The 25,971-nt window shown below is 67.5% G+C and carries 20 protein-coding genes, 1 tRNA gene and 3 pseudogenes; 9 read left to right on the forward strand and 15 right to left on the reverse strand.

Annotation, left to right across the window (positions count from 1 at the left end; all coding sequences use genetic code 11):
- Positions 1 to 11: 11 nt before the first annotated feature.
- From BLV72_RS28100 to BLV72_RS28115, 4 genes are all read right to left on the reverse strand, one after another.
- Positions 12 to 1,403 carry an OFA family MFS transporter gene (locus BLV72_RS28100; protein ID WP_093465707.1) on the reverse strand — a complete coding sequence of 464 codons (1,392 nt, stop codon included), beginning with the start codon at positions 1,401 to 1,403 and terminating at the stop codon, positions 12 to 14.
- A 76-nt stretch (positions 1,404 to 1,479) separates the two neighbouring features.
- A complete protein-coding gene (locus tag BLV72_RS28105; RefSeq protein ID WP_093465709.1) occupies positions 1,480 to 3,615 on the reverse strand; it encodes an acetate--CoA ligase family protein in 2,136 nt (711 codons plus the stop codon).
- A 2-nt stretch (positions 3,616 to 3,617) separates the two neighbouring features.
- The gene (gene frc / locus BLV72_RS28110) at positions 3,618 to 4,865 is read right to left on the reverse strand and encodes a formyl-CoA transferase (RefSeq protein ID WP_093465711.1); all 1,248 of its coding nucleotides are present in this window, start codon (positions 4,863 to 4,865) and stop codon (positions 3,618 to 3,620) included.
- A 12-nt stretch (positions 4,866 to 4,877) separates the two neighbouring features.
- Positions 4,878 to 6,593, reverse strand: a complete 1,716-nt coding sequence (locus BLV72_RS28115) for a thiamine pyrophosphate-binding protein (protein WP_093465713.1) — start codon at positions 6,591 to 6,593, stop codon at positions 4,878 to 4,880.
- Positions 6,594 to 6,768: 175 nt separating this feature from the next.
- Between BLV72_RS28115 and sucC the strand changes: the two genes are divergently transcribed.
- From sucC to BLV72_RS28135, 4 genes are all read left to right on the forward strand, one after another.
- Positions 6,769 to 7,908, forward strand: coding sequence for an ADP-forming succinate--CoA ligase subunit beta (sucC, locus tag BLV72_RS28120; RefSeq protein ID WP_280143058.1), 1,140 nt, complete (start codon positions 6,769 to 6,771; stop codon positions 7,906 to 7,908).
- A 12-nt stretch (positions 7,909 to 7,920) separates the two neighbouring features.
- Complete coding sequence (gene sucD, locus BLV72_RS28125) at positions 7,921 to 8,826, forward strand: succinate--CoA ligase subunit alpha (protein ID WP_093465717.1); 906 nt, start codon at positions 7,921 to 7,923, stop codon at positions 8,824 to 8,826.
- Positions 8,827 to 9,016: 190 nt separating this feature from the next.
- Positions 9,017 to 10,561 carry an aldehyde dehydrogenase family protein gene (locus tag BLV72_RS28130; protein ID WP_093465719.1) on the forward strand — a complete coding sequence of 515 codons (1,545 nt, stop codon included), beginning with the start codon at positions 9,017 to 9,019 and terminating at the stop codon, positions 10,559 to 10,561.
- Between the two features lie 144 nt (positions 10,562 to 10,705).
- Positions 10,706 to 10,790: transfer RNA gene (locus tag BLV72_RS28135), tRNA-Leu, on the forward strand.
- Here BLV72_RS28135 and BLV72_RS28140 read toward each other — a convergent pair.
- Together BLV72_RS28140 and BLV72_RS28145 are read right to left on the reverse strand one after the other, a co-directional pair.
- A complete protein-coding gene (locus BLV72_RS28140; protein ID WP_093465721.1) occupies positions 10,755 to 12,065 on the reverse strand; it encodes a recombinase family protein in 1,311 nt (436 codons plus the stop codon). The two genes, BLV72_RS28135 and BLV72_RS28140, sit on opposite strands and share 36 nt — an antisense overlap.
- A gap of 82 nt (positions 12,066 to 12,147) precedes the next feature.
- Positions 12,148 to 13,227 carry an integrase core domain-containing protein gene (locus BLV72_RS28145; RefSeq protein WP_093465723.1) on the reverse strand — a complete coding sequence of 360 codons (1,080 nt, stop codon included), beginning with the start codon at positions 13,225 to 13,227 and terminating at the stop codon, positions 12,148 to 12,150.
- Between the two features lie 160 nt (positions 13,228 to 13,387).
- Between BLV72_RS28145 and BLV72_RS51120 the strand changes: the two are divergent.
- Both BLV72_RS51120 and BLV72_RS28150 read left to right on the forward strand, forming a co-directional pair.
- Positions 13,388 to 13,522, forward strand: a pseudogene (locus tag BLV72_RS51120) (IS3 family transposase); the annotation flags it as partial.
- Positions 13,523 to 13,618: 96 nt separating this feature from the next.
- A complete protein-coding gene (locus BLV72_RS28150) occupies positions 13,619 to 14,191 on the forward strand; it encodes an integrase core domain-containing protein (RefSeq protein WP_093470586.1) in 573 nt (190 codons plus the stop codon).
- 480 nt (positions 14,192 to 14,671) lie between these two features.
- On the opposite strand, the gene BLV72_RS28155 is transcribed toward BLV72_RS28150, so the two are convergent.
- The 9 genes and pseudogenes from BLV72_RS28155 to BLV72_RS52100 all read right to left on the reverse strand — a co-directional run bounded on the left by BLV72_RS28155 (position 14,672) and on the right by BLV72_RS52100 (position 23,794).
- A complete protein-coding gene (locus tag BLV72_RS28155; protein ID WP_093465725.1) occupies positions 14,672 to 15,280 on the reverse strand; it encodes a hypothetical protein in 609 nt (202 codons plus the stop codon).
- A gap of 739 nt (positions 15,281 to 16,019) precedes the next feature.
- Positions 16,020 to 16,304, reverse strand: a complete 285-nt coding sequence (locus BLV72_RS50120) for a hypothetical protein (protein WP_244321004.1) — start codon at positions 16,302 to 16,304, stop codon at positions 16,020 to 16,022.
- Positions 16,301 to 17,115: pseudogene (locus BLV72_RS28165) on the reverse strand (integrase core domain-containing protein); the annotation flags it as partial. The pseudogene BLV72_RS28165 and the gene BLV72_RS50120, both read right to left, overlap by 4 nt.
- A 114-nt stretch (positions 17,116 to 17,229) precedes the next feature.
- Positions 17,230 to 18,096 (reverse strand): hypothetical protein, encoded by an 867-nt coding sequence (locus tag BLV72_RS48830; RefSeq protein ID WP_208905757.1) that lies wholly within the window; start codon positions 18,094 to 18,096, stop codon positions 17,230 to 17,232.
- A gap of 208 nt (positions 18,097 to 18,304) precedes the next feature.
- Positions 18,305 to 20,293 carry a hypothetical protein gene (locus tag BLV72_RS28180; RefSeq protein WP_093465727.1) on the reverse strand — a complete coding sequence of 663 codons (1,989 nt, stop codon included), beginning with the start codon at positions 20,291 to 20,293 and terminating at the stop codon, positions 18,305 to 18,307.
- Positions 20,290 to 20,763: a hypothetical protein gene (locus BLV72_RS50125; RefSeq protein WP_244321005.1), complete on the reverse strand. Its 474-nt coding sequence runs from the start codon at positions 20,761 to 20,763 to the stop codon at positions 20,290 to 20,292. The genes BLV72_RS28180 and BLV72_RS50125 overlap by 4 nt, the downstream gene beginning before the upstream one ends.
- 86 nt (positions 20,764 to 20,849) lie before the next feature.
- On the reverse strand, positions 20,850 to 21,038 hold the full coding sequence (locus BLV72_RS50130) for a hypothetical protein (protein ID WP_244321006.1): 189 nt from the start codon (positions 21,036 to 21,038) through the stop codon (positions 20,850 to 20,852).
- 14 nt (positions 21,039 to 21,052) lie between these two features.
- The gene (locus BLV72_RS28190; RefSeq protein WP_244321008.1) at positions 21,053 to 22,342 is read right to left on the reverse strand and encodes a helix-turn-helix domain-containing protein; all 1,290 of its coding nucleotides are present in this window, start codon (positions 22,340 to 22,342) and stop codon (positions 21,053 to 21,055) included.
- Between the two features lie 1,143 nt (positions 22,343 to 23,485).
- Complete coding sequence (locus tag BLV72_RS52100; protein WP_208905759.1) at positions 23,486 to 23,794, reverse strand: hypothetical protein; 309 nt, start codon at positions 23,792 to 23,794, stop codon at positions 23,486 to 23,488.
- 127 nt (positions 23,795 to 23,921) lie between these two features.
- Between BLV72_RS52100 and BLV72_RS28200 the strand changes: the two are divergent.
- The 3 genes and pseudogenes from BLV72_RS28200 to BLV72_RS28210 form a co-directional block, all read left to right on the forward strand.
- Positions 23,922 to 24,231: pseudogene (locus BLV72_RS28200) on the forward strand (transposase); the annotation flags it as partial.
- A gap of 136 nt (positions 24,232 to 24,367) precedes the next feature.
- A complete protein-coding gene (locus BLV72_RS28205; protein WP_244321010.1) occupies positions 24,368 to 25,048 on the forward strand; it encodes a hypothetical protein in 681 nt (226 codons plus the stop codon).
- Between the two features lie 32 nt (positions 25,049 to 25,080).
- Positions 25,081 to 25,866: a hypothetical protein gene (locus BLV72_RS28210; RefSeq protein WP_093465731.1), complete on the forward strand. Its 786-nt coding sequence runs from the start codon at positions 25,081 to 25,083 to the stop codon at positions 25,864 to 25,866.
- The last annotated feature ends 105 nt before the right edge of the window (positions 25,867 to 25,971 follow it).

The following is a 25,971-nucleotide window of genomic DNA, read 5'->3' on the forward strand; positions in this document are numbered from 1 at the left end:
TCGGGGCGGAGCTAGACGGCCTCGCGACTGATCGGCTGCGGGTTCGGGGCGATACCCCGGACCCGTGGCCGACCCGGTTGCCGCAGCAGCAGGGCCACCGCGGCCGCCAGCATGGAGATGCCTCCGGCGAGCGCGTAGGCGCCGTCGTAGCCCCAGGAGTCGACCACCATCGAGCCCAACCCGCCGCCGAACAGCCCGCTGATCAGCTTTCCGCTGTACACCAGGCCGTAGTTGGTGGCGTTGTAGTTCTCCCCGAAGTAGTCCGGGGTCAGCGCCGCGAACATCGGGTAGAAGGCGCCGCCGCCGAATCCGGAGAGGAAGGCGAAGAAGAGGAACAGCACCTCGTTGTGGATGTTGCCGGCCCAGATCACCCCGAACTGGGCGAGGCCCAGCACCACGATGACGAACACCAGGGTCGTCTTGCGCCCCCACAGGTCCGAGAGCCAGCCGACCACACCGCGTCCGACACCGTTGATGACGGACATGATGCCCATGGACGAGGCCGCCACCAGTGGGCCGAAGCCCACCTCCTTGGCGTAGTCGACCTGGAAGGAGATGCCGAAGATGGACACCCCGGCGGTGAGCACCAGGGACACCCACATCAGCGGCAGCATCCCGGTCTTGATCGCCTCCTTGGGCGTGTACTGCCGTGCCGCCGGCGGGTTCTTCGCCAGACTCGCCGCGCTCTTGGCGTTGCCGCTGTAGCTCAGCGGGTCGATGTCGGCGGGCCACCAGTTCTTCGGCGGGTCCTTGAAGAACCAGGCGCAGATCGCCACGATGATCAGCACATAGACCCCGATGAGGTCCAGGACCTCGTCGAAGTTACCCGTGTCGAACCAGTAGTTGAAGATGAAGATGAACGGCAGCGCGCCGTAGGCGAACCCGCCGTTGACAAACCCCGTCTTCGCCCCGCGCCGCTCCGGGAACCACTTGCCCACCATATTGATGCAGGTGGCGTAGATGAATCCGGAGCCGAGCCCGCCGATGACACCGAAACCGACGATGGCGGCGAAAACGTTGTCCAGGTGGGCGAGGGCCACGAACCCGATCAGACACAGCCCCGACCCCACGAACATCGCCGCGCGGGCGGTCAGGATCCCCTTCTCCCGCAGCCACCCGGCCGGGAAGGCGATCCCGGCCTGGAAGAACACCCAGACGCTCAGGATCCAGAAGGTGTTGCTCTGGGTCCAGCCGTGCGCCTCCGAGAGCGTGTCCTCGGCCGAGCCGTACGCGTACTCGGACACGCTGATGGCCATCATCGCGATCCACGGCAGATAGACCATCAGCTTCCGGCTGTGGCCCAGGATGTCGCGGTCCGACTCACCGATGCGATAGATGCGTCCCTTGCTGTCCTGCACTTCACGGAAGGGGAGGGCCCCCTCCGGTCGTTCTGCTGTGCTCATGTCGTCCCCTTGGCTTCGAAGGAACCCGGCCAGCGCCCCCTGTCCAAACTCTTCGTGCTCCGGGAAACGTGGTGGCTTACCTGAGCAGCCCCGCTGACCTGGCCCAGCGGTACTTGGCGCCCAGAACGGCCACCGGCTTCTCGGTGGTGTACGGATAAGCCACGACCCCGCGCTCGAAGAGGTAGGCGCACGCCTCCTCGACCTCGGTGTCGCCCGCGAGCGAGGCCACCACCGGTTTGGCGATGCCCCGGGCGCGGAACTCCTCGACGACCCGCGCGGTCAGCTCGGCGAACACCATCGGCGGGGTGACGATGGTGTGCCAGTAGCCCAGGACCAGCGAGTGGATCCGCGGATCCTCCAGGCCCAGCCGGATGGTCGCCTCGTAGGTGGACGGCGGTTCGCCGCCGGTGATGTCCACCGGGTTCCCGGCCGCGCCGAACGGAGGGATGAAGCGGCGGAACGCGGCGTCCAGGTCGTCCGGGATCTCCATCAGCGACAGCCCGTTGTCGACGATCGCGTCCGACAGCAGCACCCCCGAGCCACCGGCGCCGGTGATGATGACGACGTTGTCGCCCTGTGGCGTGGGCAGCACGGGCAGCGCCCGGGCGTACTCCAGCATCTCGTTCAGGCCCGGCGCCCGGATCACCCCGGCCTGCCGCAGGATGTCGTCGTAGACCGCGTCGTCCCCCGCCAGCGCGCCGGTGTGGGAGCCGGCCGCCTTGGCGCCCGCCGCCGTACGGCCCGCCTTGAGCACCACCACGGGCTTCCTGGGCACCGTGGCCCGCGCCGCCTCCACGAAGGCGCGGCCGTCCTTGAGGTCCTCCAGATGCATCGCGATGCACTGGGTGCGGTCGTCCTCACCGAACCAGGTGAGCAGATCGTCCTCGTCCACATCCGACTTGTTGCCGAGCCCGACGATCGCCGAGACACCGGTCTTGGTCGTCCGGGCGAAGCCGAGGATCGCCATCCCGATGCCACCGGACTGCGAGGTGAGCGCCACCGGCCCCTTGACGTCGTACGGGGTGCAGAAGGTGGCGCACAGGTCCTGCCAGGTGGAGTAGTAACCGTAGATGTTGGGCCCCAGCACCCGCACCCCGTACTCCTCGGCGATCTCCACGATCCGCCGCTGCAGCTCGTGTTCACCGGTCTCGGCGAAGCCGGACGGGATCAGCACGGCGTTCGGGATGCCCTTGCGGCCGACCTCCTCCAGCGCGGCGGGCACGAACTTCGCGGGGATCGCGAAGACCGCGACATCCACCTCGCCGGGGACGTCCGTGACGCTCTTGTACGCCTTGCGGCCCAGGATGTCGTCGGCCTTGGGGTTCACCGGGTGGATCTCCCCGGGGAAGCCGCCGTCGATGAGGTTGCGCATCACCGAATTGCCGATCTTGCCCTGCTCGTTGGATGCGCCCACCACCGCCACCGAGCGTGGCTGCATCAGCCGGCGCATCGCGCTCAGGATCTCCTCGCGCGAGTAGCGGCGGCGCTCCTGCGGGGCGGGATCCCCGATCAGCAGCCGCACATCGGCGGCGAGCACCCCGCTCGCGGTGGCGAACACCGGGTTGAGGTCGACCTCCGTGATCTCCGGGAAGTCCGCCACCAGCCGGGAGACCCGGACGATCAGATCGGCGAGCGCCGCGCGGTCCACCGCCGGTCCGCCGCGCACCCCGCGCAGCACCTCGGCGGCGCGGATCCCGTCCAGCATCGACAGCGCGTCGTCCTCGGTCGCCGGGGCCAGCCGGAAGGTGATGTCCCCCAGCACCTCCACCAGCACCCCGCCGAGGCCGAACGCCACGACCTTGCCGAAGGTGGGATCGGTGACCGCGCCGACGATGACCTCCTGCCCGCCGTCCGGGATCATCTGCTGCACCTGGACGCCCTGGATGCGGGCCTTCGGGTCGTAGGAGCGGGCGTTGTCGACGATCGCGGTGAACGCGCCCCGCACCTCGGCGCAGGAGCTCAGCCCCACCCGGACCCCGCCCGCGTCGGTCTTGTGCAGGATGTCCGGCGACACGATCTTGAGGACGACCGGGAAGCCGATCCGGTCGGCCAGCGACACCGCCTCGTCGACGGTCTCCGCCAGCCCCTCGGCCGGGGTCGGGATGCCATAGGCATCGGTGATCCGCTTCCCTTCGGGAGCGGTCAGCGCCGTGCGCCCCTCGGCGCGGGCGGCGTCCAGCACCGCGCGCACGGCATCGTTGTCATACGTCACCGTCAGATCACTCCGTTCGTTTTGAGCAGCCGCACTTCCTCGTCGCCGAGTCCCAGCTCCCCGACGTACACCTCTTCGTTGTGCTCACCCAGCAGCGGGGAGCGCTCGACCTGGACCGGGGAGTCGGAGAGCTTCAGCGGGGAGCCGACGGTGGTGAAGGAGCCGCGCTCGGGGTGGTCGACCTCGACGATCATCTCGTTGGCCGCGAGCGACGCGTCCTCGACGATCTCCTTGGTGGACAGGATCGGCCCGCACGGGATGTTGTGGGCCGTGAGCTGCTCCAGCACCTTCCACTTGGGCAGGGTGCTCGACCACTCCTCGATCAGCTGGAACATCTTGGCCAGCTTCGGCAGCCGCGACTCCGGCGAGGCCCACTCCGGGTCCTCGGCCAGCTCGGGGCGGCCGATGAGCCGGGTGATGGGCTCCCAGCCGACCGGCTGCACGATGACGTAGACGTAGTCGTTGGGCCCGCCGGGCGCGCATTTGACCGCCCAGCCGGGCTGGCCGCCACCGCTGGCGTTGCCACTGCGCGGCACCTCGTCGCCGAAGTCCTCATTGGGGTATTCGGCGAGCGGACCGTGCGTCAGCCGCTGCTGGTCGCGCAGCTTGACCCGGCACAGGTTGAGCACCGCGTGCTGCATCGCCACATTGACCCGCTGGCCGCGCCCGGTGTGGGTGCGCTGGTAGAGCGCGGCGAGGATGCCCGCCACGCAGTGCACCCCGGTGCCGGAGTCGCCGATCTGGGCGCCGGTGGCCAGCGGCGGGCCGTCCTCGAAGCCGGTCGTGGACATCGACCCGCCCATGGCCTGCGCGACCACCTCGTACGCCTTGAACTTGGTGTACGGGCCCTCGCCGAACCCCTTGATCGAGGCGTAGACCAGCCGCGGATTGATCTCCTGGATGCGCTCCCAGGAGAACCCCATGCGGTCCACGGCGCCCGGACCGAAGTTCTCCACCAGCACATCGCTGCGCCGGATCAGCTCGGTCAGGATCTCCTTGCCGCGCTCGGACTTGGTGTTGAGGGTGATGCTCCGCTTGTTGCAGTTGAGCATCGTGAAGTAGAGCGAGTCCACGTCGGGGAGGTCCCGCAACTGCTTGCGGGTGATGTCCCCGGTGGTGTTCTCCAGCTTGATCACATCCGCGCCGAGCCAGGCGAGCAGCTGGGTGGCGGAGGGACCGGACTGCACATGCGTCATGTCGAGGACGCGGATGCCCGTCAGAGCTTGATTGGCCTGGGCAGCCTGGGACATGGTGGCGGCTCCCTACTTGTACATGGTCTGGTTCATGGTTCCGGGGGCGTACGCGTCCGGGTCCACCCAGACGTTGATCAGCGACGGCTTGCCGGACTCCCGGGCGCGCCGCAGCGCCGGGCCGATGTCCGCCGGGTCGCGGACCTCCTCGCCGTGGCCGCCGAGCATCCGCGCGAACTGGTCGTAGGGCACATCGCCGAGGGTGTTGCCGATCCGCTCCCGCTCCTCGCCGTACTTGGCCTTCTGGCCGTAACGGATCTGGTTCATCGAGGAGTTGTTGCCGACGATGCCGACGAACGGCAGGTCGAAGCGGACCAGCGTCTCGAAGTCCCAGCCGGTCAGGGAGAACGCGCCGTCGCCGAAGAGCGCCACCACCTCCTTGTCGGGGCGGGCCTGCTTGGCGGCCATCACGAACGGCACACCGACGCCGAGCGTCCCCAGCGGCCCCGGATCCATCCAGTGGCCGGGCGACTTGGGCTGGACGACCTGACCGGAGAAGGTGACGATGTCGCCGCCGTCGCCGATGTAGATCGAGTCCTCGGTGAGAAAGTCGTTGATCTCGCTGACCAGGCGGTACGGATGGATGGGGGAGGCGTCGGACCGGAGGTTGGGCAGCCGCTTCTCGATCGCCTTCTGTTCGGCGGCGCGCAGCTCGTCCAGCCACTCCTTGCGCTTGCCCGCGCCCCCGTTGCTGTGCCTTATGGGGGGAAGCCCCCCAAACCCCCCTTGCCCGGACGCGGCCTGGGTGACGGCCGAGAGCACCAGCCCCGCGTCGCCCACGATGCCGAGGTCGATGTCCCGGTTCTTGCCGACCGTGCGGTAGTCGAGGTCGATCTGGACCACGGTGGCGTCGGGGGAGAGCCGCTTGCCGTAGCCCATCCGGAAGTCGAAGGGCGTGCCGACGATGACGATGAGGTCGGCGTTGGAGAACGCGTAGCGGCGGGAGAGCTGGAAGTGGTGCGGATCGCCGGGCGGCAGTGTGCCGCGCCCCGCGCCGTTCATGTACGCGGGCACATTGAGCGTGCGCACCAGCTCGATGGCCGAGTCGGTGGCGCGGGTGGTCCACACCTGACTGCCCAGCAGGATCGCTGGCTTCTCGGCCTGGACCAGGAGATCGGCCAGCTTCTGGACGGACTCGGGGTCGCCGGCGCTGCGGGTGGAGGCGCGGTAGTGCCCGGCCTGGGGGACACGGGCCTTGTCCACCGGCACCTTGGCGTCCAGCACATCGCGCGGGATCTCCAGGAAGGAGGGCCCGGGGGCGCCGTGGAAGCACTCGCGGAAGGCCATGGAGACCATGTCGGCGGCGCGGGCGGTGTCCGGGACGGTGGCGGCGAACTTGGTGATCGGCGCCATCATGTCGACGTGCGGAAGGTCCTGCAGGGATCCCATCTTGTGCTGGTTGTGGGCGCCCTGGCCGCCGATGAGCAGCATGGGTGACTCGGCGCGGAAGGCGTTGGCGACGCCGGTGACCGCGTCGGTGGTGCCGGGACCGGCGGTGACGACGGCGCAGCCGGGCTTGCCGGTGATCCGGGCGTAGCCGTCGGCGGCGTGGGCGGCGACCTGTTCATGGCGTACGTCGATGACATCGATGCCCTCGTCGACGCAGCCGTCGTAGATGTCGATGATGTGGCCGCCGCAGAGGGTGTAGATGACCTCGACGCCCTCTGCCTTGAGTGCTTTGGCGACCAAGTGCCCGCCGGAGATGACGTCCTGGCTGTCGTCGGGCATGGCGAATCGCGTCCCTTCGTAGGGGTCGGTGCGTGCTTCGCAGGTGGATCGCTGGATTGCATACAGTCGACGTTATCCTGTATGAACTTTGTTATCCCACCATCGGCCGAGCGATGTCCAGGGGGCGTGCGCCACTCGTTCGATCCAGCGCTGGATCAAGCGCTGTTGACCGGTCATCAGGGAGCAGGCAATGGACCTGTACGAACACCAGGCACGGGAACTCCTCGAAGAAAACGGCGTATCGGTGCCGCGCGCCGAGGTCGTGGCCACGGCCGAAGCCGCCCGCGCCGCCGCCGAGCGGCTCGGCGGCCGCGTCGTCGTCAAGGCCCAGGTGAAGACCGGCGGCCGGGGCAAGGCGGGCGGGGTGAAACTCGCCGACGACCCGGCGGCGGCCGAGCGGACCGCACGACGGATCCTCGGCATGGACATCAAGGGCCACACCGTCCACCGGCTGATGGTCGCCGAACCGGTCGAGGTGGAACGGGAGATGTACCTCGGCTTCACCCTGGACCGGGCCGCGGGCCGCTTTCTGGCCATCGCCTCCGCCGAGGGCGGTATGGAGATCGAGGAGGTCGCGGCGCGCCGCCCGGAGGCGGTGGCCCGGATCGCGATCGACCCCGCCGAGGGGGTGACCGAGGCGAAGGCCGCCGAGATCGCCGTCGCCGGGGGACTGCCGCCGGAGACGGCCGGGACCATCAGCCGGCTGTGGACCGTCCTGACCGCGTACGACGCCCTCCTGGTCGAGATCAACCCGCTGGTGGTGACCCGGGAGGGCGCGATCGTGGCTCTGGACGGAAAGGTCACGCTGGACGACAACGCCCGCTTCCGGCAGCCGTCATGGGACGACTCAGGCGACCGCGCCCGGGACCCGCTGGAGGCCCGCGCCGCGACCGCCGGCCTCGCCTACGTCAAACTGGACGGCCGGGTGGGCGTCATCGGCAACGGCGCGGGTCTGGTGATGTCCACCCTGGACGTCGTCGCGGGCTGCGGCGCCCGCCCCGCCGACTTCCTCGACATCGGTGGCGGCGCCTCGGCGCAGGTGATGGCCGACGGGCTGTCCCTCGTCCTCGACGACCCCGAGGTGCGCTCCGTCCTGGTCAACGTCTTCGGCGGCATCACCGCCTGCGACGCGGTGGCCGACGGCATCGTGCGCGCCCTGGACACCGTCGCCCTCACCAAGCCACTGGTCGTCCGGCTCGACGGCAACAACGCCGCACGTGGCCGGGCCATCCTTGACCAATTGGCTCATCCACTCGTCCACCAGGCCGACACCATGGACGGCGCCGCCGCGCGCGCCGCCGAACTCGCCGCGTAGGGGGCGCACATCATGGCCATCTTCCTCACCAAGGACAGCAAGGTCATCGTCCAGGGCATGACGGGCGCGGAAGGCATGAAGCACACCCGGCGGATGCTCGCCGCCGGCACCGATGTCGTCGGGGGCGTCAATCCGCGCAAAGCAGGGACCCGGGTCGACATCGGCGGCCGTACGGTGCCCGTCTTCGGCTCCGTACGCGAGGCCATGGACGCCACCGGCGCCGATGTGAGCGTCCTGTTCGTCCCGCCGCCCCACGCCAAGGCCGCCGTCACCGAGGCCGCCGACGCCCGGATCCCGCTCGCCGTCGTCATCACCGAGGGCATCCCGGTCCATGACGCGGTCGCCTTCCAGGCGTACGCCCGGGCCCGCGCCACCAGGATCATCGGCCCCAACTGCCCCGGGCTGATCTCCCCGGGCCAGTCCAACGCCGGCATCATCCCCGCCGACATCACCAAACCGGGCCGGATCGGGCTCGTCTCCAAGTCCGGCACGCTCACCTACCAACTGATGTACGAGCTGCGCGACATCGGCTTCTCCACCTGCGTGGGCATCGGCGGCGACCCGGTCATCGGCACCACCCACATCGACGCGCTGGCCGCCTTCGAGGCCGACCCCGAAACCGACCTCATCGTGATGATCGGAGAGATCGGCGGCGACGCGGAGGAGCGCGCCGCGCGGTACATCGCCGACCACGTCACCAAGCCGGTCGTCGGCTACATCGCCGGCTTCACCGCCCCCGAGGGCCGCACCATGGGCCATGCGGGCGCCATCGTCTCCGGCTCCTCGGGCACCGCCGCGGCCAAGAAGGCGGCGCTGGAGGCGGCGGGCGTGAGCGTGGGAGCGACCCCCACGGAGACCGCCGGGCTGGTGGTGGGCCTGCTGGCCGATCTGGCCGAAACACCCGGCAACGTCGCGTGAGGTGACCGTACCCGCTCCGCGACCCGATCACGGTCACGCTCCGTACCGCGACCTTCCTCGCCGTAGCGACACCCGCCACGCACAGCCACGCCGCGTACGTGGCGGGTGACGTACGGACCGCCATAGCCCGGCACACCCACACCCCGCCACATCCCGCCCCGCGCCTGTGCAACGAGAGCGGAGATCGCCGATGGCACCCACCCTCACCCTCAAGCCCGGAACCTCCTGGGGCGACACCTGGCAGCGCTGTCTGGCCGCCGCCCCCGAGGCGTTCCAGGACGACCGCGTCCTCAACCTCTGGGACGGCACCTGGCACCGCGACGGCCGGGCCCTCCCCGCCACCACTCCCGTCGACGGCACCCCGATCGCGGGCCCGCCACGGCTCGACACCACCACCGCCCACCAGGCCGTACGCGCCTCCCTCGACCAGCACCGCGGCTGGCGGCATATCGCCCTCCCGGAGCGCCGGGCGCGGGTGTCCGCCACCCTCGACGCGCTCTGCGAGCACCGGGGACTGCTCGCCCTCCTCCTGGTCTGGGAGATCGGCAAGCCCTGGCGGCTGGCCCAGGCCGATGTGGACCGGGCCATCGACGGCGTCCGCTGGTACGTCGACGAGATCGACCGCATGGCCGAGGGCCGCACCCCGCTGCCCGGTCCGGTCTCCAACATCGCGAGCTGGAACTACCCGATGAGCGTCCTCGCCCACGCCCTGCTCGTCCAGGCGCTGGCCGGCAACGCCGTCATCGCCAAGACCCCCACCGACGGCGGGCTGGCCTGCCTCACCCTCGCCTGCGCGCTCGCCGCCCGCGAGGGCATCCCGGTCACCCTCGTCAGCGGCAGCGGCGGTGAGCTCTCCGAGGCCCTGGTCCGCTCGCCCGAGATCGGCTGCGTCTCCTTCGTCGGCGGCCGCGACACCGGCGCCCGGGTCGCCACCGCCGTCGCCGACCTCGGCAAGCGCCACATTCTGGAGCAGGAGGGGCTCAACGCCTGGGGCATCTGGAACTTCACCGACTGGGACGCCCTCGCCCCGCTGATCCGCACGACCTTCGACTACGGCAAGCAGCGCTGCACCGCCTATCCGCGCTTCGTCGTCCAGCGCTCGTCCTTCGACGCCTTCCTCTCCGTCTACCTCCCGGCGGTGCGCGCCATCCGCGTGGGCCACCCCCTGGCCGTGGAGCACCCCACCGACCAGGTCCCCGACCTGGACTTCGGCCCCCTGATCAACGCGGCCAAGGCCAAGGAGCTCGCCGACCAGGTGGCCGAGGCCATCGACCGCGGCGCCGTCCCCCTCCACCGCGGCGACCTCGCCGACGGCCACTTCCTCCCCGGCCAGGACCTCTCCGCCTACGCGCCCCCCGTCACCCTCCTCAACCCGCCCTCCACCTCCCCGCTCCACCACGCCGAGCCCTTCGGCCCCGTCGACACCCTCGTCCTGGTCGACACCGAGGCCGAACTGCTCGCCGCCATGAACGCCAGCAACGGCGCCCTCGTCGCCACCCTCTCTTGCGACGACCCCGCCACCTATGCCCGCCTGGCCCCCCAGATCCGCGCCTTCAAGACCGGCCACGGCAGGCCCCGCTCCCGCGGCGACCGCGACGAACTCTTCGGCGGCTTCGGCGCCTCCTGGCGCGGCGCCTTCGTCGGCGGCGACCTCCTGATCCGCGCCGTCACCGAGGGCCCAGCCCCCGAACGCCTCCCCGGCAACTTCCCCGACTACCACCTGATGCCCACCTAGTCACCACCAGTCACCCTCCGTGTCCACCCCCGCGTCCCCCCAGGTCGGCGCGGGGGCGGGCGCCCGGAGTACGCAGGTGAAACGCACTCCGAAACCTTGGTATCGTGGTCCATGTCGCCGCGGCGGGCCGCGGAGACACACCTGGTCCGGGTGGCGGAATGGCAGACGCGCTAGCTTGAGGTGCTAGTGCCCTTTATCGGGCGTGGGGGTTCAAGTCCCCCCTCGGACACGTTCTTACGTACACGGATGATGCGGGTTGTGACTCAACGGTTACGACCCGCTTCTTCATGTTGTAGGTGAGCGTGAGGCCGAAAGCCTGGTAGAGAGGGGCTTTGCGGTCGGCGGGGGCGGTGACAAGCCGGTCGGTGAGGTCACCGAGGTCTTTGATCATGCCGTGGATCTGTTCGTCGGTGAGGACGGTGCGCCGGGCTGCGCCGGCGGTGATGAGCTGTTGCTGTGCGGCGGCTTTGTCGGCCTCGGCCTGGCCGATCCAGTTGGCGACGGTTGCGGGGCTGGCTCCGGCGTCGAGTGCGGCGCGGTATTGGTTCAGTCGCCGGTCGCAGTCGGTGATGGTGCGGCGGGCTGCCTCGAGGCCGGGCAAGGGGGTGGCTGCTGTCCGTTGGGATCGCTGCATGGCCTGTAGCGTGGTCTTCAGCTGTCCGGGGGCGAAGACCTGTGCGATCCACCGGTCGAGTTCCGGGAGAATGGCGGCTTCCCGGATGTAGACGGTGAGCGGGTGGTCGAGGGGGCTGCTCTTGGCGTATTCGTAGGGATAGCGGCAGCGGTAGTGGGGGTGGCCGTGGTTGAAGGTGCCCTGCATCTTGCGGTCGCACAGGGAGCAGCGGATGAGTCCGCGTAGGGCGTAGGTGCGTGGTGTGGTGCGGGGGCTGCGTTCTGCGGGGTGGTGCTGGCGGCGGTCGTGTCTCCTGGCTTGGGCGCGGGTGAAGGTGGTCTTGCTGACCAGGGGTTCGTGGACGGGTTGGGTAGACCAGATCCACTGTTCGGGGGTGTTCCAGGTCTGTTGGGTGCGGTGGCCCAGGGTGACATCGTCGATGTCGAGGAGGATTTCCTGCTTGCGTTGTTTGTTCCATACTTCGTGGCCGGTGTAGCGGGGGTTGGTGAGGATGGCGCGGACGGTGTTCTTGGACCAGGCGCGGCCGTCGCGGTGCGGATTGCGGGCGCGGTCGTGGGCTGAGGGGCAGGGGATGTTGTCGCGGGTCAGGCCTTCGGCGATGGCGTATAGGCCGGTTCCGCGAAGGTACTCGGTGAAGATGCGGACCACGATGGGCGCGGCTTGGGGGTCGGGTTCGAGACGGTGGAGGCGTTTGCCGTCGGCGGCCTTGGCCGGGTTGGGGTGTGGGCCGGCGTCGGCGAGCCGGTAGCCGTATGGGGGTCTGCCGCCGAGGAAGCGGCCTTCGATCTTGGCTTGAGAGCCCATGGCGGTGCGTACGCGGATCTTGACGCGATTGCGTTCGCCTTTGCTCATGCCGCCGAAGACGGACATGACGAGATCGTGGGCCTCGTTGTCGGGATCGATCGGCCCGCCGATTTCCGGAACCCTGTGCGTGCCGGAAACTATGTCACCCCTACGCGACCTGCGAGTATTCGTGGATGAGGCCGCTGAGTCGATCGCGTCGGGAGATGCGGGTTTTGCCAGTGGCGATAATTGGTTCGGACTCGGTGAGTCGGCCTGGCGCCCGTTGTCCGAGGGATCGATGCGGCCGGTGACTGTTGTAGTGCTCCGTGTACTCGTCGAGGACGAGGCGGAGGTGGCGCTCTCCGGTGATCAGGATGCGGTCGGTGGCCTCGCGTCGGCATGATCCGATCCAGCGTTCGGCGATCGCGTTCATCCGTGGCACAGCGGGCAGTGTGGGGATGACGCGTACGCCGGCTGCTTGGAAGACGGCGTCAAAGCTGTCGGTGAAGTAGGCGCCGCGGTCCCGGATGAGGAACTTGATCGACTCTGCGCCGTCGCCCAGGTCCATGAGGTAGTTCCGCGCTTGCTGGGTGATCCAGGGGCCGGTCAGGTGTCGAGTGATGCTGGCGATGTGCACGCGGCGGGCGCCATGGTCGATGAAGAACAGTACGAACCAGCGCCGCAAGAGGACGGTGTCGATGTGGAAGAGGTCGGTGGCCACGATTGCGGAGGCCTGGGCTTTGAGGAAAGCAGCCCATGAGCGGTCCGCGCGTTGCGGTGATGGGTCGATCCCAGCCTTCTTCAGTATCTCCCAGACGGTGGAGGCGCCGACCTTGCGTCCCAGACCAAGCAGTTCGCCGTGGATCCGTCGATATCCCCACCCCGGGTTCTCCCGCGCGAGGCGCAGGACCAGGTGCCGCAGTGCTTCCGGCTTCGGAGGTCGGCCCGGGCGGCGGTGTGGATAGGTCCACTTTCGGGCGACGAGGCGTGCGTGCCAGCGTAGGACCGACCGCGGTGTGACCAGCAATGCCAGCCGTGCACGCTGCTTCTTGTTCACCATCCGGAGCAGCGCTGCCATGACAGCCCGATCGCTCCAGGAAAAGCGAGGTCGTGGCTGGATGCGTTGCGCGACAGCGAGCTGGTGCCGGAGCGTCAAGATCTCGACGTCCTTCGCCGCACTCGACCGGGCAAGCAGCACAAGCCATCCGAAGAGCTGGCACGTTAGTTGATAGATCAGACGTATCGCCACGACCCAGCATGATGCCGCACAGCACCCGCCAGCCTCCCGCGCTCGGGTAGCTCCGAACCCGCAGGTCACCTCGGGTGACGCAGTTTCCGGCACCCACAAGGTTGACAGCGTTTCTGGCACCCACAGGCGCCAGACGGCGGTCGGCCCCAGTCGGCCACCGTTGCCGGAAGAGACGGTCGCGCTCATCCAGCGCTTGGCGCGAGAGAACCCGACCTGGGGGTACGTCAGAATCCAAGGCGTGCTCCGACGGCTTGGTCATCGGGTTGCCGCCGCTACGGTCCGGCGCGTCCTGCGCCGTTCTGGTCTACCGCCCGCGCCGCAGCGCGCCTCCCAGCAGACTTGGCGCTCGTTCCTGCGCTCACAGGCCCACACGCTGCTTGCCTGCGATTTCATGCACGTGGAGACGGTCTTCCTCAGGCGTCTCTACGTCTTCTTCGTCATGGAGATTGCCACTCGGCGTGTCCATGTCCTGGGCGTCAGCGCACGCCCTACCGGCGCATGGGTCACCCAACTCGCCCGCAATCTGCTGATGGACCTCGGCGACGGGGCCGGGTGTTTCCGGTTCCTCATCCGTGACCGGGACAGCAAGTTCACCGCCGCGTTCGACGCCGTCTTCGCCGGCAACGGCACAGCCGTCATCCCAACACCGCCTCAGAGCCCCCGGTCAAACGCGTTCGCCGAACGATGGATACGCACAGCCCGCATCGAGTGCACCGACCGACTCCTGATCACCGGCGAACGACATCTGCGCACCGTCCTCACCACGTATGCCGAGCACTACAACGTGGGACGGCCCCACCGCAGCCTGGACCTACGAGCCCCAGACGACGACCCGAACATCATCCCCCTACCTGCTGGCACAATCAGGCGCCGCCAGGTACTCGGTGGACTGCTCAACGAGTACCACACCACGCCACTCCGATTGCCTCACCATCGACAGAGAACGCCCAGCTCAGCAGCCTGATCGGAATATTGACACCCTTCACGCCTCCCAGCTGCGGACCGGCAACGCGCCCCGCACGATGGCCACCTGGAGCAACCTCGCCATCGGAGCCCTCCGCACGGCCGGAGTGAGGAACATCGCGGCCGGCCTCCGCCACAGTGCCCGCGACCCTCGGCGCCCCCTCGCGCTACTCGGCCTCGGATGATCACGAACCAGACGTCACGGCACTACGCCGAAGCCCTGCCCCCTCATGCTCCTAAGCCTCGCCTGAGCACGAAGTGGACGTCACTCGACTACGGCGAAGCCCTGAGGGCTGTCGCAGAATAACTTCAGGCTTTGATTTTGGTCAGGCGGTCTGTCTCGCGAGGTCATCGAGTGCAACGGCGCTTCGTCGTTCGTGAGTTATTTTCCGACGGCTCCCTGGGCCGCTCAGGGGTCGACCGGGTCCGGCGCATGCGTTCTCGGCGTTCTCTCAGGCCGAGAACGAGAGGTAACGCCGCCTCAGATGGTCGGGGTGTCGTCAACAATCGGCCTGTGAATCTCAATGGCCGGCTTCCACCCCGCGGAGAACTCGATGAAGTCTGCACGGGTGGGGTAGGTGTCGAACGCGCGACGGTCACGTTTGGGGCTGTCGGTCCCCTTGCGCCCCCGGGGAATCTGCTCCTCGAAGATGTCGACCTTCACGTCGGGAACCTCCTTGAGGCCCTGGCGCCAGATCTGTACGGTGTCGGCGCCGAAGGCCTGCCGGGCCGCAGCGTAAAGGGCTGTGAGGGCTCCCTTGTCCCCACCAGGGACGAAAAGTGCCAGGTCCAGCACGAGACCGGCGGACTGGAGGACCTCGATGGTCACCGAGCCGTTCTCGTCAGCCAAGTAGATTCCGGCTTCATTCTCGTCGTCGGGAAGGCAGGAGACCTCTTCCTGGAATACGGTTCTCGCCGTGATCGAGCCGCCCTCGAAATCCTCACCGGACTTGGTCAGAAAAGCAGGGACATAGCAGTCGGGAAGCTTGAGTTCTGCCGTGTCGGCGGAAATGAAGAGCCTGTCCTTCACGCCGAGCTTCGTCACCTCTTCCAGCGAGAGGCGGCGAGCGGTGATCTTCTCCGTGTTCACGATTTCTCTTTCAGCTTGCACTGTCCCTCCGAACAAGGACGCTACCACGAAACCCCTGAGGCCAACTGCCCAGTAATCTTTGGGTAAATGGCCTCGATGACCTGCGCGGGAGGATGCCGAAGCGAGTGCCACTCGGTCGGGAACACGCATCCGCCAGGTAGTGTCCCTCGTCATGCTGTTGGGGATCAACTGGCGGTTGCATTGCGGTGGGTTGGGTAGCACGAAGGAACTAAAAGAGAGTTCACGGCAGATATCACCCATATCCCCTTCGGGGAGGTGGCGGCGAGGTAAGGCGATCTATTCGTCGTGCATCTCGAAGAGCGCAGCGGAAACCAACCGGATGGTCCGACAGCGCAACAACGGAGACCCCCATCGGCAACATCTGGATGGAGCGCGAACCGGAAGTCGCGTACTACCGCGGTCTCTTCGGTCGGGACTTCGGCGTAGTCGGCTGACGCCCGATTGCTGACGTCTCGTCATGTTGGGCGGGGTTCGGTACACAGCAGGCACGGACGTCCGCGATCATGGAGTTCTCTACGCTCTGTGACCTTGGACTGCCCGTGCCTGCCGACGCATCATCTCTGACCTACCCGGGTCACTCAGTCGAACAGCGGCGCCAGTGCGTTCGGCCCGGCCAGAATGCGCCAGGCGGGGATACGCACGACTCGTGCGATGGGTCCGGCCTTCGTGCCCCGGCCGCCGGAGGGCAACCCGATGAGCAGACCGGCTCGTCCGTGCGTCAGGCGGAGGTGTCGTGCCGGGTCACGGCCGGATGGGGGCCGGTGTCGACCAGGACCGCTGTGTTGCCGTCGAGCGAGGTGAACAGCAGGTCGACCAGGTGTCCGCCGATCACGGCATCGCGTTCCAGCTCGACGATGCCTCGTGACGCCAGGACGTGCTGCACGGTGTCGGTGAGATCCCTACGGCGCGGATCCTGCCGCGGACCGAACTCGTGCACCGGAACCTCCTGCACACCGACGGCCGGGGCCCTGCCCTTGCCGGAAACCTCATCCGTGCTGGTCACGCGGCATGCCGGTACTCGTGGAGGATGCCGCCGAGGCGATCGCATCGATGTATGTCGAGGCGGGCTAACGTGTCCGGATCGTCGATCGACGGGGCAAGGGGTGCAGCGGTCTGGCGTTGGCGATGCCCTGGTGTGGTCGGTGTCCGTTGTAAAACTGCTCGAACTCGCGCAGGGTATGGAGAAGGTGTCGCTGGTTCCAGATCAACGTCCGATCCAGGAGCTCGCGGCGACAGGTCTGTATCCACCTTTCCATGATCGAGTTCATCCTTGGCATCTGGATGCCGCTGAGGACGACTTTGATCCCCGCGTCCTTGAGGACGGCATCGAACAGGTCGGGGAGCTTCCCGTCTCTGTCTCGGATCATGAACCGTGCCCGGCAGCCGAGGTCTTCGAGGTCCATGACGAGGTTCTTCGCCGCTTGCGCCACCCAGGAGGCGCTCGGATGCGTGGTGGTGCCCAGGATGCGGATCCGGCGACTGCCGTGTTCGATCACCACGAGCACGTACATCCGCATCCCCGACAGGGTGACTGTTTCCATGAAGTCGCAGGCCAGCAGGGCATCAGCCTGGGAGCGGAGGAAGGTGGCCCAGGTACTGGATCCGCTCGGGCGCTGGGTCGATGCCTGCCTCCTTCAGGATTTCCCAGACGGTGGACGCGCCCACTTTCACCCCCAGCACAAGCAGCTCGCCGTGCAGGCGCCTGTACCCCAGCTCGGGTTCTCCTTCGCCAGCCGCAGCACCAGGATGCGGATCGAGCGCACGGTGCGTGGCCGTCCCGGGCGTTTGGGCCAGCAGGAGGCGGCATGAGTCCGACCAGGGATGTGGCTCCGGATGCCGCTAGGGCGGCCAGCTCTTCCATCGATATCCTCCAGGTATGGCCTGCATCGTCGTGCCCATGGGAGGGGGATGTGGGCAAAGCAACGCTCTCAGGGTCCGGAACTGTCACCCGTTGCGCTGTCCATGTCGAAGTCATCGTTGAATGGGGTCGTGGGCGCGTCGAAGCGACGTAACAACTCTTCCGCTGTTTCGTTGCGACCTTGGGTGACGAGGATTTCGGCGATCTGCCGGGTGAGGATTCCGCGCCGGACATCGTCGGCATCCAGCCCCATTCCCTGGAGAAACGTGTCGAAGTGGTCTGCTGTAGAGCCTGTCTGTCCCAGCGGCTGGCCGGCTGTTCCAAGGCTGTCTGCCTCTTCAGTTTCCGCGTCTTCGGCATTCGGCGGTGACAGTAGGTGCAGGAGGCGCTCAGGAACGTCGGTGTCATTGGCCGCTGAGGTCAGCTGGGCGAGGAGACCAAGGTCCTCCACGGCCTTGTGCACCTGATCGTCGTTCTTGGCCAGCCACCACACGACGGCGCTGCCGGTGTCCTTGAGCACGTCGTCGCCCAAGTATTCGCGTTTGCTCTGCTCGTACTTCCTCTGATGCTCCCAGACGGCCTTGTCCTTGCGTACCGAGGCAAGACTGCTCAGACGTTCCTGATCGTGTTCGGAGAGAGTGAGCGTGATGGCCTCGGCCATGGCTTGGAGGTGTCCCGTGGGCTCCGGTTGCATCCTGCTCAGTGCACCACTGAGTTCGTGCTGGACGAACGAGGCCCAACCGGGTTCACGATCCTTGGTTATCGCGCGGGCGCGCTTGAGGACTGCTTCGACCGCCAGTCCGGCAGGATTGACGATCGGTTCTTCCGCTGGCTTTCCCGTAGGGCACCAGCGGACGGTTGCAGAGAACAGGAAGTCGTAGTCCTCCCAAGCACTCGGCAGTGAGACGTGTGAGATCTGCTCCTCCCTGCGTTCCACGGGTATCGGAGGGAGGTAGGGCGTCAGCTCGGGGGTAGGGACCGACGGCGGATGCCTGCGATCTTTGTGATCAGCAGAGGGACACCGAGGAGCAGGGCAACCAGTGCGGACCAGGCCCACCATGGCCAGTTGCCGCATATGGCGACGATGGTGAGTAGCAGGCCACAGAGGACGGTGAGGAAGACGGTCACTGTCTTGGCGCCGGATGTCATGATGTTGTTTCCTCGGAGTTGTGTCGTGGTGGCTGCTGCTGTATGCCCTGAGCTGTTGAGATCTTCCAGAGGAGGAGATCGGTGAGGGCAGAGCCGTGCTTTCTGCCACCGGGAGCCGTGAGTTCTGCCCTCCGTGCGGTCGCGTACAGGGCTCCGAACACCTCTCCTCGACCGGCTGCGCCGCTGACCAGGATGTCGAGGAGTGGGTCTGTGTGATGTCCGTCGGAACATGCAGTGTGCAGCCAGTGCCGCACATGCTTCTCCCATGCGGATAGCGGGAGTCGGTCGAACACCATGCCCCATCCTGCGATCAGCTGATCACGGACGACCGTTTCATCAAGGAGGGAGCGGGTGCGTCCGCCCAGGTGCGTCAGGGCTGCGGGATCAGAAGTCTGCAGGAAGAGGTCAATGTCTGCCGGCCAGGAGGTGGGCCTGTTGACAAGCCGGTGCAGCATGCGTCGGCGCAGACGGTGGTCCTCCTGCATCAGCCGGCAGAGAGCATCACGTGCGCGAGTGGTGCGGCGCTCCCGCCTGGCCAGGTGATGGAGGCGGACCAGCGCCTGGTCTGGGTGTTGTACCGCGATCACTTCGGCACATACCTCGACCAGGACCTGCGCGAGTGGTTCGCCCAGCCGGTCGTTTCTGGACCAGTCATAGATCTTCTCCCGGAAGGAGCGGCCGTGCCGTTCGTCGAGAAGACCGCGCTCCAGTGCCTGTGCGGCTGCCCGCAGCCGCTGCGCAGTGATGGGCACCGCAGTCCACTGCTCCGCGAGTGACGCCAACTCCTCACACCGGCCGGTGCGCAAGTACTGGTCCGATAGGCGCCGTACCACGTGGTGGCGGTCGTCCGGGGACAGCACCGGGTCGGTGAGCTCTACGGCCCGTCCTACCCAGGTACCCAGGTGCTCGCGGAGGTCGGGCCTGTGGTCCCAGAAATGGGTTCGGACCGCGGTGTCGTACTCGAGTTCCTTGAAGTGCACCGACCCGTGCTGGGTGAGGCCGGCGGACACTTCTTCCAGCCGCATGGCCAGGTCCGCGTGTTCCAGCAGCGGGCGGTCGTCCTTGGGATGGTCGACGGCACGCAGCAGGAGGGTGGTGGCGCTGTGTACGGCATCGGCGTGGGCTCCGTGCAGCATGGCCGTGGTCAGCAGCAGTGCCCGCTGCGGTCCTCCGGTCATGGCGGCGACATGCTTCGCGACCTGCGGACCTCGGTCGGCCATGGCTCCGCGGGCGATTTCACACCAGTCGATGAAGCTGTCCCCGGTTCGAGCGGCCGCCTGTGCCCGCACGATTAAGCCGGCGAATTCGGCGATTTCTCTCATCGGCCGTGGTATGTCCAGGAAGTCGGATACGGCCGGAACCGAACGGACCCGGTCGGCCTGCGGAAGGCCGTCTTGGCGTAGGTGGCGCAGCAGCACCTCCATGCCTCGCGGGCGAATAATCTCCACGCGGTGCCGATCGAGCTCCACCGGCAAGCGGTCCGTCCGACGCAAGGGCAGGACGACCACGAGGTGAGCGCGGTGGTCGAGCACCGTCTTGCGGAAGGACGGAAGTTCCTCCAGCACTTCCGTCCATCGCGGTTCGTCCGCGGACGCCAGGTCCAGCAGCAGTCGGTCCTCATCCCCGACCAGGTCGGGATCGAGGAGGGATTCGCCCTCCTCATCGGGCAGCAGCTCGTGGAATGAGCCGACATCGCGGCGCAGCTCGTGGAGAAGGACGCGGGCCGCTGACGTTCTCCCGCTACCAGGGGCGCCATCCAGCAGTACGGTGCTGGTCTCGGCCAGCATTCGGCGTGCCTCGCCGAATCCACTCGGATAGACGAACCGCTGCCAGAGCCACAGAAGTTGGTCTTCGGCGAGGCGCCGTGGACCGCGGCCTTGGCGGTCCTTCCCGAACGCTTCGAAGATGAGGTTGATCTGGTCTCCGAAACCACTGTGGACCGGGCCGCGTGGGTTGTGGATCCGCGACGCGGCGGAATCGCTCACCGGTCGTCGTCCTCGCGGCGGGGGCCCTCACCGAAGCGCTGGTGAATGCCTCCCTGATTGTCCCCCTCGAAATACGTCATACCGTCGCCGGAGAAGTGCCGCCCGCCGGAGACGTGGCGTGAGTTGTTGTAGATGTCGCCTTTCCCCGTGTGAACCGGGCCCGCGCTGTCTTTGATCACGGTGCCCACATCCCCGGTGATGTCCCGGCTCTGTACCACCGGGCCGTTGACCTCCCCCGTCGCATTGCTTACCGCGCCGGCACCGGGGGAGGGTCGGTCGTGGCGCTCGTGTGCCTTGAGCGATGGCACCATGTCGGCGACCACGTCGCCGAGGCGCCTGAGATCCGCCACGGCGTTCTGCATGTCCAGCCGGACGGATTGCACCTCAGCGAGCCGCTCCAGCTCGGGTGGAAGATCGGCTCCATTCAGCCGTTCCGTCTTCCGTCCCTCGAGTACGGGGACGACGGGCACTCCGCACTCGAACGCCTCGAGGATTTCCCTGCGGACCCAGTCGTCCTGCCGACGCAGCTCGGAGAAACGTGTCCAGGCCGGCCCGATCACAGCCAGCAACAGAGCGCTGCGCCGAACGCTTCGGAGCAACTCCTCGGGTAGCGCATGCCGGGTGGGATGGATTCCGAGGCGCGGAATGCGCTGTCCTCCCCGAAGCGGTACGACAGCTCCCTCTTGATCAGGGCGGCAGTCTTCTCCCCGTCGCCCGTACGGTAGTTGATGAATACCTCGGCCATGATCGTCTCCTCTCTCATGGGGCGATCAGTCGTAAGGAAGTACCAAGCTGCGGTGCCAGCGCGCGGACCGACGGATTGCGTGGATGGCGGCCCAGAGTGTGTGCGAGACGACGCAGGTCAGCTGAGATGGTCGCGGAACTCACCGCGGCGGCACCGCCGAGCAATTGAGCTGTCAGGTCACAGGCATGCTCGATGTCGCCAGCCGCCGCATGGGCGAGAGCGCGGCGCACCCCGTAGCGGACCTGAGTGCGCAGAGCGTGTGGGGGAACTCGCGCCAGCCGTTGGTCGAGGGTCTCGGCTGCCTCGCGTGGACGCCCCAGGTCGTAAAGGCACCAGCCTGTGATCATGCCTACCGGATCGGGTAGATGCATGGTTCCGATGACGGGTGTGCCGGAGTCCGGGCTATGGCGGTCGAGCAGCTCGCGGGCTCGGTCGAGGGCGCGCAGACAACCGTCCCGGTCGCCGGCGATCGCATGTCCCTGGGCCTCACGCTGCGCGGCAAGCCCCCGAATGCGTGGGGGAAGGCTGCTGTCCTGGGCCTGCCGCGCCAGCGCGATGGTCTCGTTCGCGTCCTCGCGGTACAGCGTGATCAGGGCCCGGCGCACCAGGGCGTACCCGGCCAGATGCCGGTCACCACCAGCGGCCGCCAGGTCGACAGCATGCTGTGTCCACCACAACGCCGCCCGTTCGTTGCCGGACTCCTGCACCAGCCAACCGACGTACTCCGCATACCGGGAGCCGAGCGCGAGCAGCTGCTGGCGGGTCCGAGGGTCGGCGTGGGTGGACGTCTCACGCAATGTGTGCGTCTGCGCGATGAGACCGGGGAGGAGGAACCCCGGACCGACCGTCTGGCCGAGGCGCCGATAGTGGTCGAACAGCGAACGGGACACCTCCAGCACCTGCGCGCCACCCGGTGTGGACAAGGCTTCCGAGCTGCCCGCACCCAGACTCATCAGTGAGGCGGCGCCCGCGCTCACCACCTGCCTGCGGGGCACGGGCTTGAACCAGCTCCCGCCGTCAGTGGACAGCTGCATCAGCCATACCTCCTCCTCGAAACCATCTGGCTCCTCAGTACGGGCGTCGGTGGCCGGGTCCGGCAGCAGTGCCACGAGTGCGCCCCCGGCCTCGAGGACGGCATCGCACAGACGAGCCAGGTCACGGCTGGGAGCCTTGATCCCACGCTCGACCTTGCTCAGCTGCCCCTTGCTGTAGTGGACCCTCAGGGCCAGTTCCGTGAGGGTCAGGCCGGCATCGAGGCGTCGCTGCCGGAGTTCTCGCGCGAACGGAATGGACGGCTTACTCACAGGCACCTCCGTACCGCCCACCCGGTGAACGTGGATGCCGCACCACAGACTGCGGCAGCGCTCATCGGACGGACAAGGCGAACACGGGTGTTTCCCGTTTCCTCTTCTGGAGGCAACCGGAAGCGGTCCAACGTGTCGAGACGGCATCGCCAGCTGGCAGGCTCGTGTGAGGGCACGTCCTACATGGCGAACGAGGACACTTGGCGCTTGTCGTGTATGGCGCCGTTGGGAGCTTGACGGCGCGCCAGGTCCCCGAGAGTCTTAAAGTGGAGCAAACAAGGAGAATTGCCGCGCGACTGGGGGTCAAGGGGTCGCAGGTTCAAATCCTGTCGTCCCGACCAGCGTTTTCGCAGGTCGAAGGCCGTTTCCGCGGGTAGCGGAGGCGGCCTTAACCGTTTCCCGGATGGGAGCGATGGGGAGCCCTCTGGGAGCCCTCGTGCTCCCAACTCGCAGACGTGTCAACGCCGCCCGGTTTGTCCGTCACCCGATCCGGTAGACGTGCGGTCCGTACCGCGCCCCTGTGTGCCGTTGTCAACCGTAGGCCCCTGGGGTCACCCGGTCGATTCGGATGCTCTTTGCATCGAGAGGCATAAGGACCCTTGTCGGCTCTCGACCTCCTTTCAGGGTGGGAGCACGGAGTCGCGCTCCCCATGCGACAGGGATGGGGGGACTGTCGGTGATGTCGCTGAGTCGGTTTTCGCAGGCAGGTCGCACGCGGGCGTCCTGGTCGTTGCGAGCGACCTGCGTCAAGGCGAGGCAATGCCCCTTGGCGTCCGCTGGCAGATAGGTCACTCCCAGGGCGCGAGTGCCGTATCCGGCTCTGGAGCGCTGTGGCGAGACAGTCGGCGGGGGTTTCTCGGCGAAAAATAGTGCGCCAAGCGAACGAGCGTTTGCCGGAAATCCCATCCGTGCAGGTCATGGGGTATGCCGGTATGCGTGGAGGGTGCCGCCGAGGCGGTCGGGTCTTCGTATGTCGGGGCCGGTGTTCTGTTCCGGATCGGTGATCGGCGTGGGCAACGGGTGCGGCGGCCGGGCGTTCGCGATGCCCTGGTGGGCGCGCGATGAGAGTGATAGAACTATTCGAACTCCCGCAGAGCGTAGAGCAGTTGCCGCTGGTTCCAGATCAACGTCCGGTCCGGCAGTTCACGCCGGCAGGTTTGCATCCACCGCTCCATGAGGCCGCGATGCTGGCGCAGCACCGTGACGGGGCGTACCACCAGACGCGGCTCGCGCAGCATCTCCCGTGGCGGCCGATGCAGCAGCGCCGCCGGCCAGGAAGGCCCGGTCGCTCGGAGTGCACCGAACCCTGTCCTTGCCGAGTTGCCGCGCCACCACCATGAGCTGGTGGCGCAGGGTCGGGATCTCCACATCCGTGTCCCGGTCGCTCACCGGCAGCAGACGTAGCATCGCGAACGCGTCCGTCATGCCCAGGTAGGCCAGTTGCAGCAGCACGGTCGATCACCATGACGCGCAGACTGTCGGGCGCGCGAGAGCGCCGACTCGAGCCATCGCGACCGATGCACGCCGCACCCCATGCACTGGCCCCATCAGGGCGGATGGCATTCTCGGCAAACGCAGGGTCGACGGCGGCTACCGCAAACACTTCATCAACCACGCCGCCATCCTCGGCATCGACCTCGAAATCAGCCAACGCACCCCCGCAACCAGGGGTTTCACTCCGATCTCGAAACGCTGGGCGGTCGAGCGGACCTACGGCTGGCTGATGCTCCACCGCCGCCTGGCCCGCGACTACGAGACCCTGCCCGCCCGCTCAGAAGCCATGATCCACCTCGCCATGACCGACCTGATGGCCAGCCGCTTCACCGGCGAGAAAACCCATCTCCTGGCGCGACTCGACACCAGTACATCAAAGCCGCGTCCAGGAATGAAACACCAGGATGAAACGACCTTACACAGTAAACAACCGTGCCCCGTAGGCGAGTTGTTGCAACATATACGTCGACACACGACCCGGAATCCGGGCTTACGCCGATTTCACGGACATCGCATCCGCAGGAGGACGCCATGCGAAGACCCCACCCCCGCACCACCCGCAACCGATTACTGACCCTGCTCGCGCTGGCGGTAGCGGGCCTGATGACAGCGGTCGGCATCAGCTGGGCCGCCATCGTCACCGACAACATGGTGCCGGTGGGCACCGACGGAGCCGGTGCTTGGGGCTGCCGGGTCGACCCCGACGGCGGCGACGGCAGCACCGACTGCTGGACCGACAACTCGAACGTCTACTACTACATGGACTCCGGCGGCGAATTCAGGCTCGAGGACGTGGACAAGGCCAATGTGCGCTCCGCGCTGAGCACCGAGTATTCCCCCACCCACCTGGCCATCCACTACGACGCCGACCCGGTGTTCTCGGGATCCGCCGAGACGGACATCGTCTACCAGGAAGGCTCCAAGAACCTCGATGCCGACTCGGCGGGCGTCACTTGGTGCAACGGAGTCGGCAGCGGTCGCTACGACTGCGATCAGCAGTACATCCGGATCCGCGGGTACGACGCGTACACCAAAGGCCGGGTCTGCCACGAGACCGGGCACGCCGTGGGGCTGCAGCACGGCTCAGCCTCTCAGCCCAGTCTGGGCAACCAGGACACCAGGCTCGGCTGTCTCCAGACGCCCAGCGCACCCGGCGACCACCTCGGAAGCAACAACAAGGATCACATCAACGCCGTCTACCCGGCGCCGTGACCGGCCGTTCGCAACAGAGGGGGCAGCAGCACATGGCACGTACCACCGAGAACGGCCGGCGCACCTGGCGCCGCCGCTGGTCCGCGTTGGCCGCACTGTTGGCTGGCGCGGCCGTCGGCACCACCGCGGTGATCGCCGCCGTCGACCGGCCGCAGCACCTGTCGGAGCAGGTCATCGTGGCCCACGGCAGCGACAACCTGCCCAACCGCACCGCGACCGACTGGGTCACCTACGCCGATCACGTCCTGGCGGTCACCGCCGTCAACGAGACGGAGAGCCCGCCCACCGACACGGAGGTAGAGCGTGGCGAGGGGCTGATCGCCCGCAAGGTGACGCTCCGCGTCGACCGGGTCGTCTGGTCCCGGGACGACGCCCCGACGCCGGCACCTGCGCAATGGCAACGGACCTCGGTCGGCTGGCAGTTCACCGACGGTGACACGGACAACCGGATGAAGATGGTCCGGGCCGACAGCCCCCGCGTCGAAACCGGACACAGCTATCTGATGGCCGTCTACTGGCAGCCCGATGCGTGCCTGCCCGTGGGCGGCGAGTGGCTGGGGCTCGGCGAGGGCGCCACGGTTCCGTACGACGACGACACGATCGGCGTCGGCGAGTACGAAGGAAAGGTCAGGTCCGCGCAGCAGGCCGTCCGACAAGCCCGTACCGCTGCCGCGGCCGATGGGGGCACCGCCCTGGAGGACGCGCTGGCCGGGCGGGACGCCTCCGCGGTGGCCGCGGTGCTCGGCACCGCACAGCCCGTCGAGCGGGTGGCGTACGACGACCCGGCACCGGCCGGCCTCACCGCGGTGTGCGACTGACCTGACGCCGCCTCTCACGGGCGGGTCGTGCGGCCCGCCCGTGAGATCAACTTCGGTGCGAGGTGAACGTTTTGAACCGCTGCTCCGTCAGTAAGGCGACAAGGA

The sequence above is a fragment of the Streptomyces melanosporofaciens genome (assembly GCF_900105695.1).
In the GTDB taxonomy this organism is placed as follows: domain Bacteria; phylum Actinomycetota; class Actinomycetes; order Streptomycetales; family Streptomycetaceae; genus Streptomyces; species Streptomyces antimycoticus.

What these genes read in the sequence shown, in the direction of transcription:
- BLV72_RS28100 (WP_093465707.1), bottom strand. Translation starts at nt 1,403, where the DNA reads ATGAGCACAGCAGAACGACCGGAGGGGGCCCTCCCCTTCCGTGAAGTG.
- BLV72_RS28150 (WP_093470586.1), top strand. Translation starts at nt 13,619, where the DNA reads ATGCACGTGGAGACGGTCTTCCTCAGGCGTCTCTACGTCTTCTTCGTC.
- BLV72_RS28205 (WP_244321010.1), top strand. Translation starts at nt 24,368, where the DNA reads ATGCGAAGACCCCACCCCCGCACCACCCGCAACCGATTACTGACCCTG.
- BLV72_RS50130 (WP_244321006.1), bottom strand. Translation starts at nt 21,038, where the DNA reads ATGGCCGAGGTATTCATCAACTACCGTACGGGCGACGGGGAGAAGACT.
- BLV72_RS28140 (WP_093465721.1), bottom strand. Translation starts at nt 12,065, where the DNA reads ATGTCCGTCTTCGGCGGCATGAGCAAAGGCGAACGCAATCGCGTCAAG.
- BLV72_RS28115 (WP_093465713.1), bottom strand. Translation starts at nt 6,593, where the DNA reads ATGCCCGACGACAGCCAGGACGTCATCTCCGGCGGGCACTTGGTCGCC.
- frc (WP_093465711.1), bottom strand. Translation starts at nt 4,865, where the DNA reads ATGTCCCAGGCTGCCCAGGCCAATCAAGCTCTGACGGGCATCCGCGTC.
- BLV72_RS28130 (WP_093465719.1), top strand. Translation starts at nt 9,017, where the DNA reads ATGGCACCCACCCTCACCCTCAAGCCCGGAACCTCCTGGGGCGACACC.
- sucD (WP_093465717.1), top strand. Translation starts at nt 7,921, where the DNA reads ATGGCCATCTTCCTCACCAAGGACAGCAAGGTCATCGTCCAGGGCATG.
- BLV72_RS28210 (WP_093465731.1), top strand. Translation starts at nt 25,081, where the DNA reads ATGGCACGTACCACCGAGAACGGCCGGCGCACCTGGCGCCGCCGCTGG.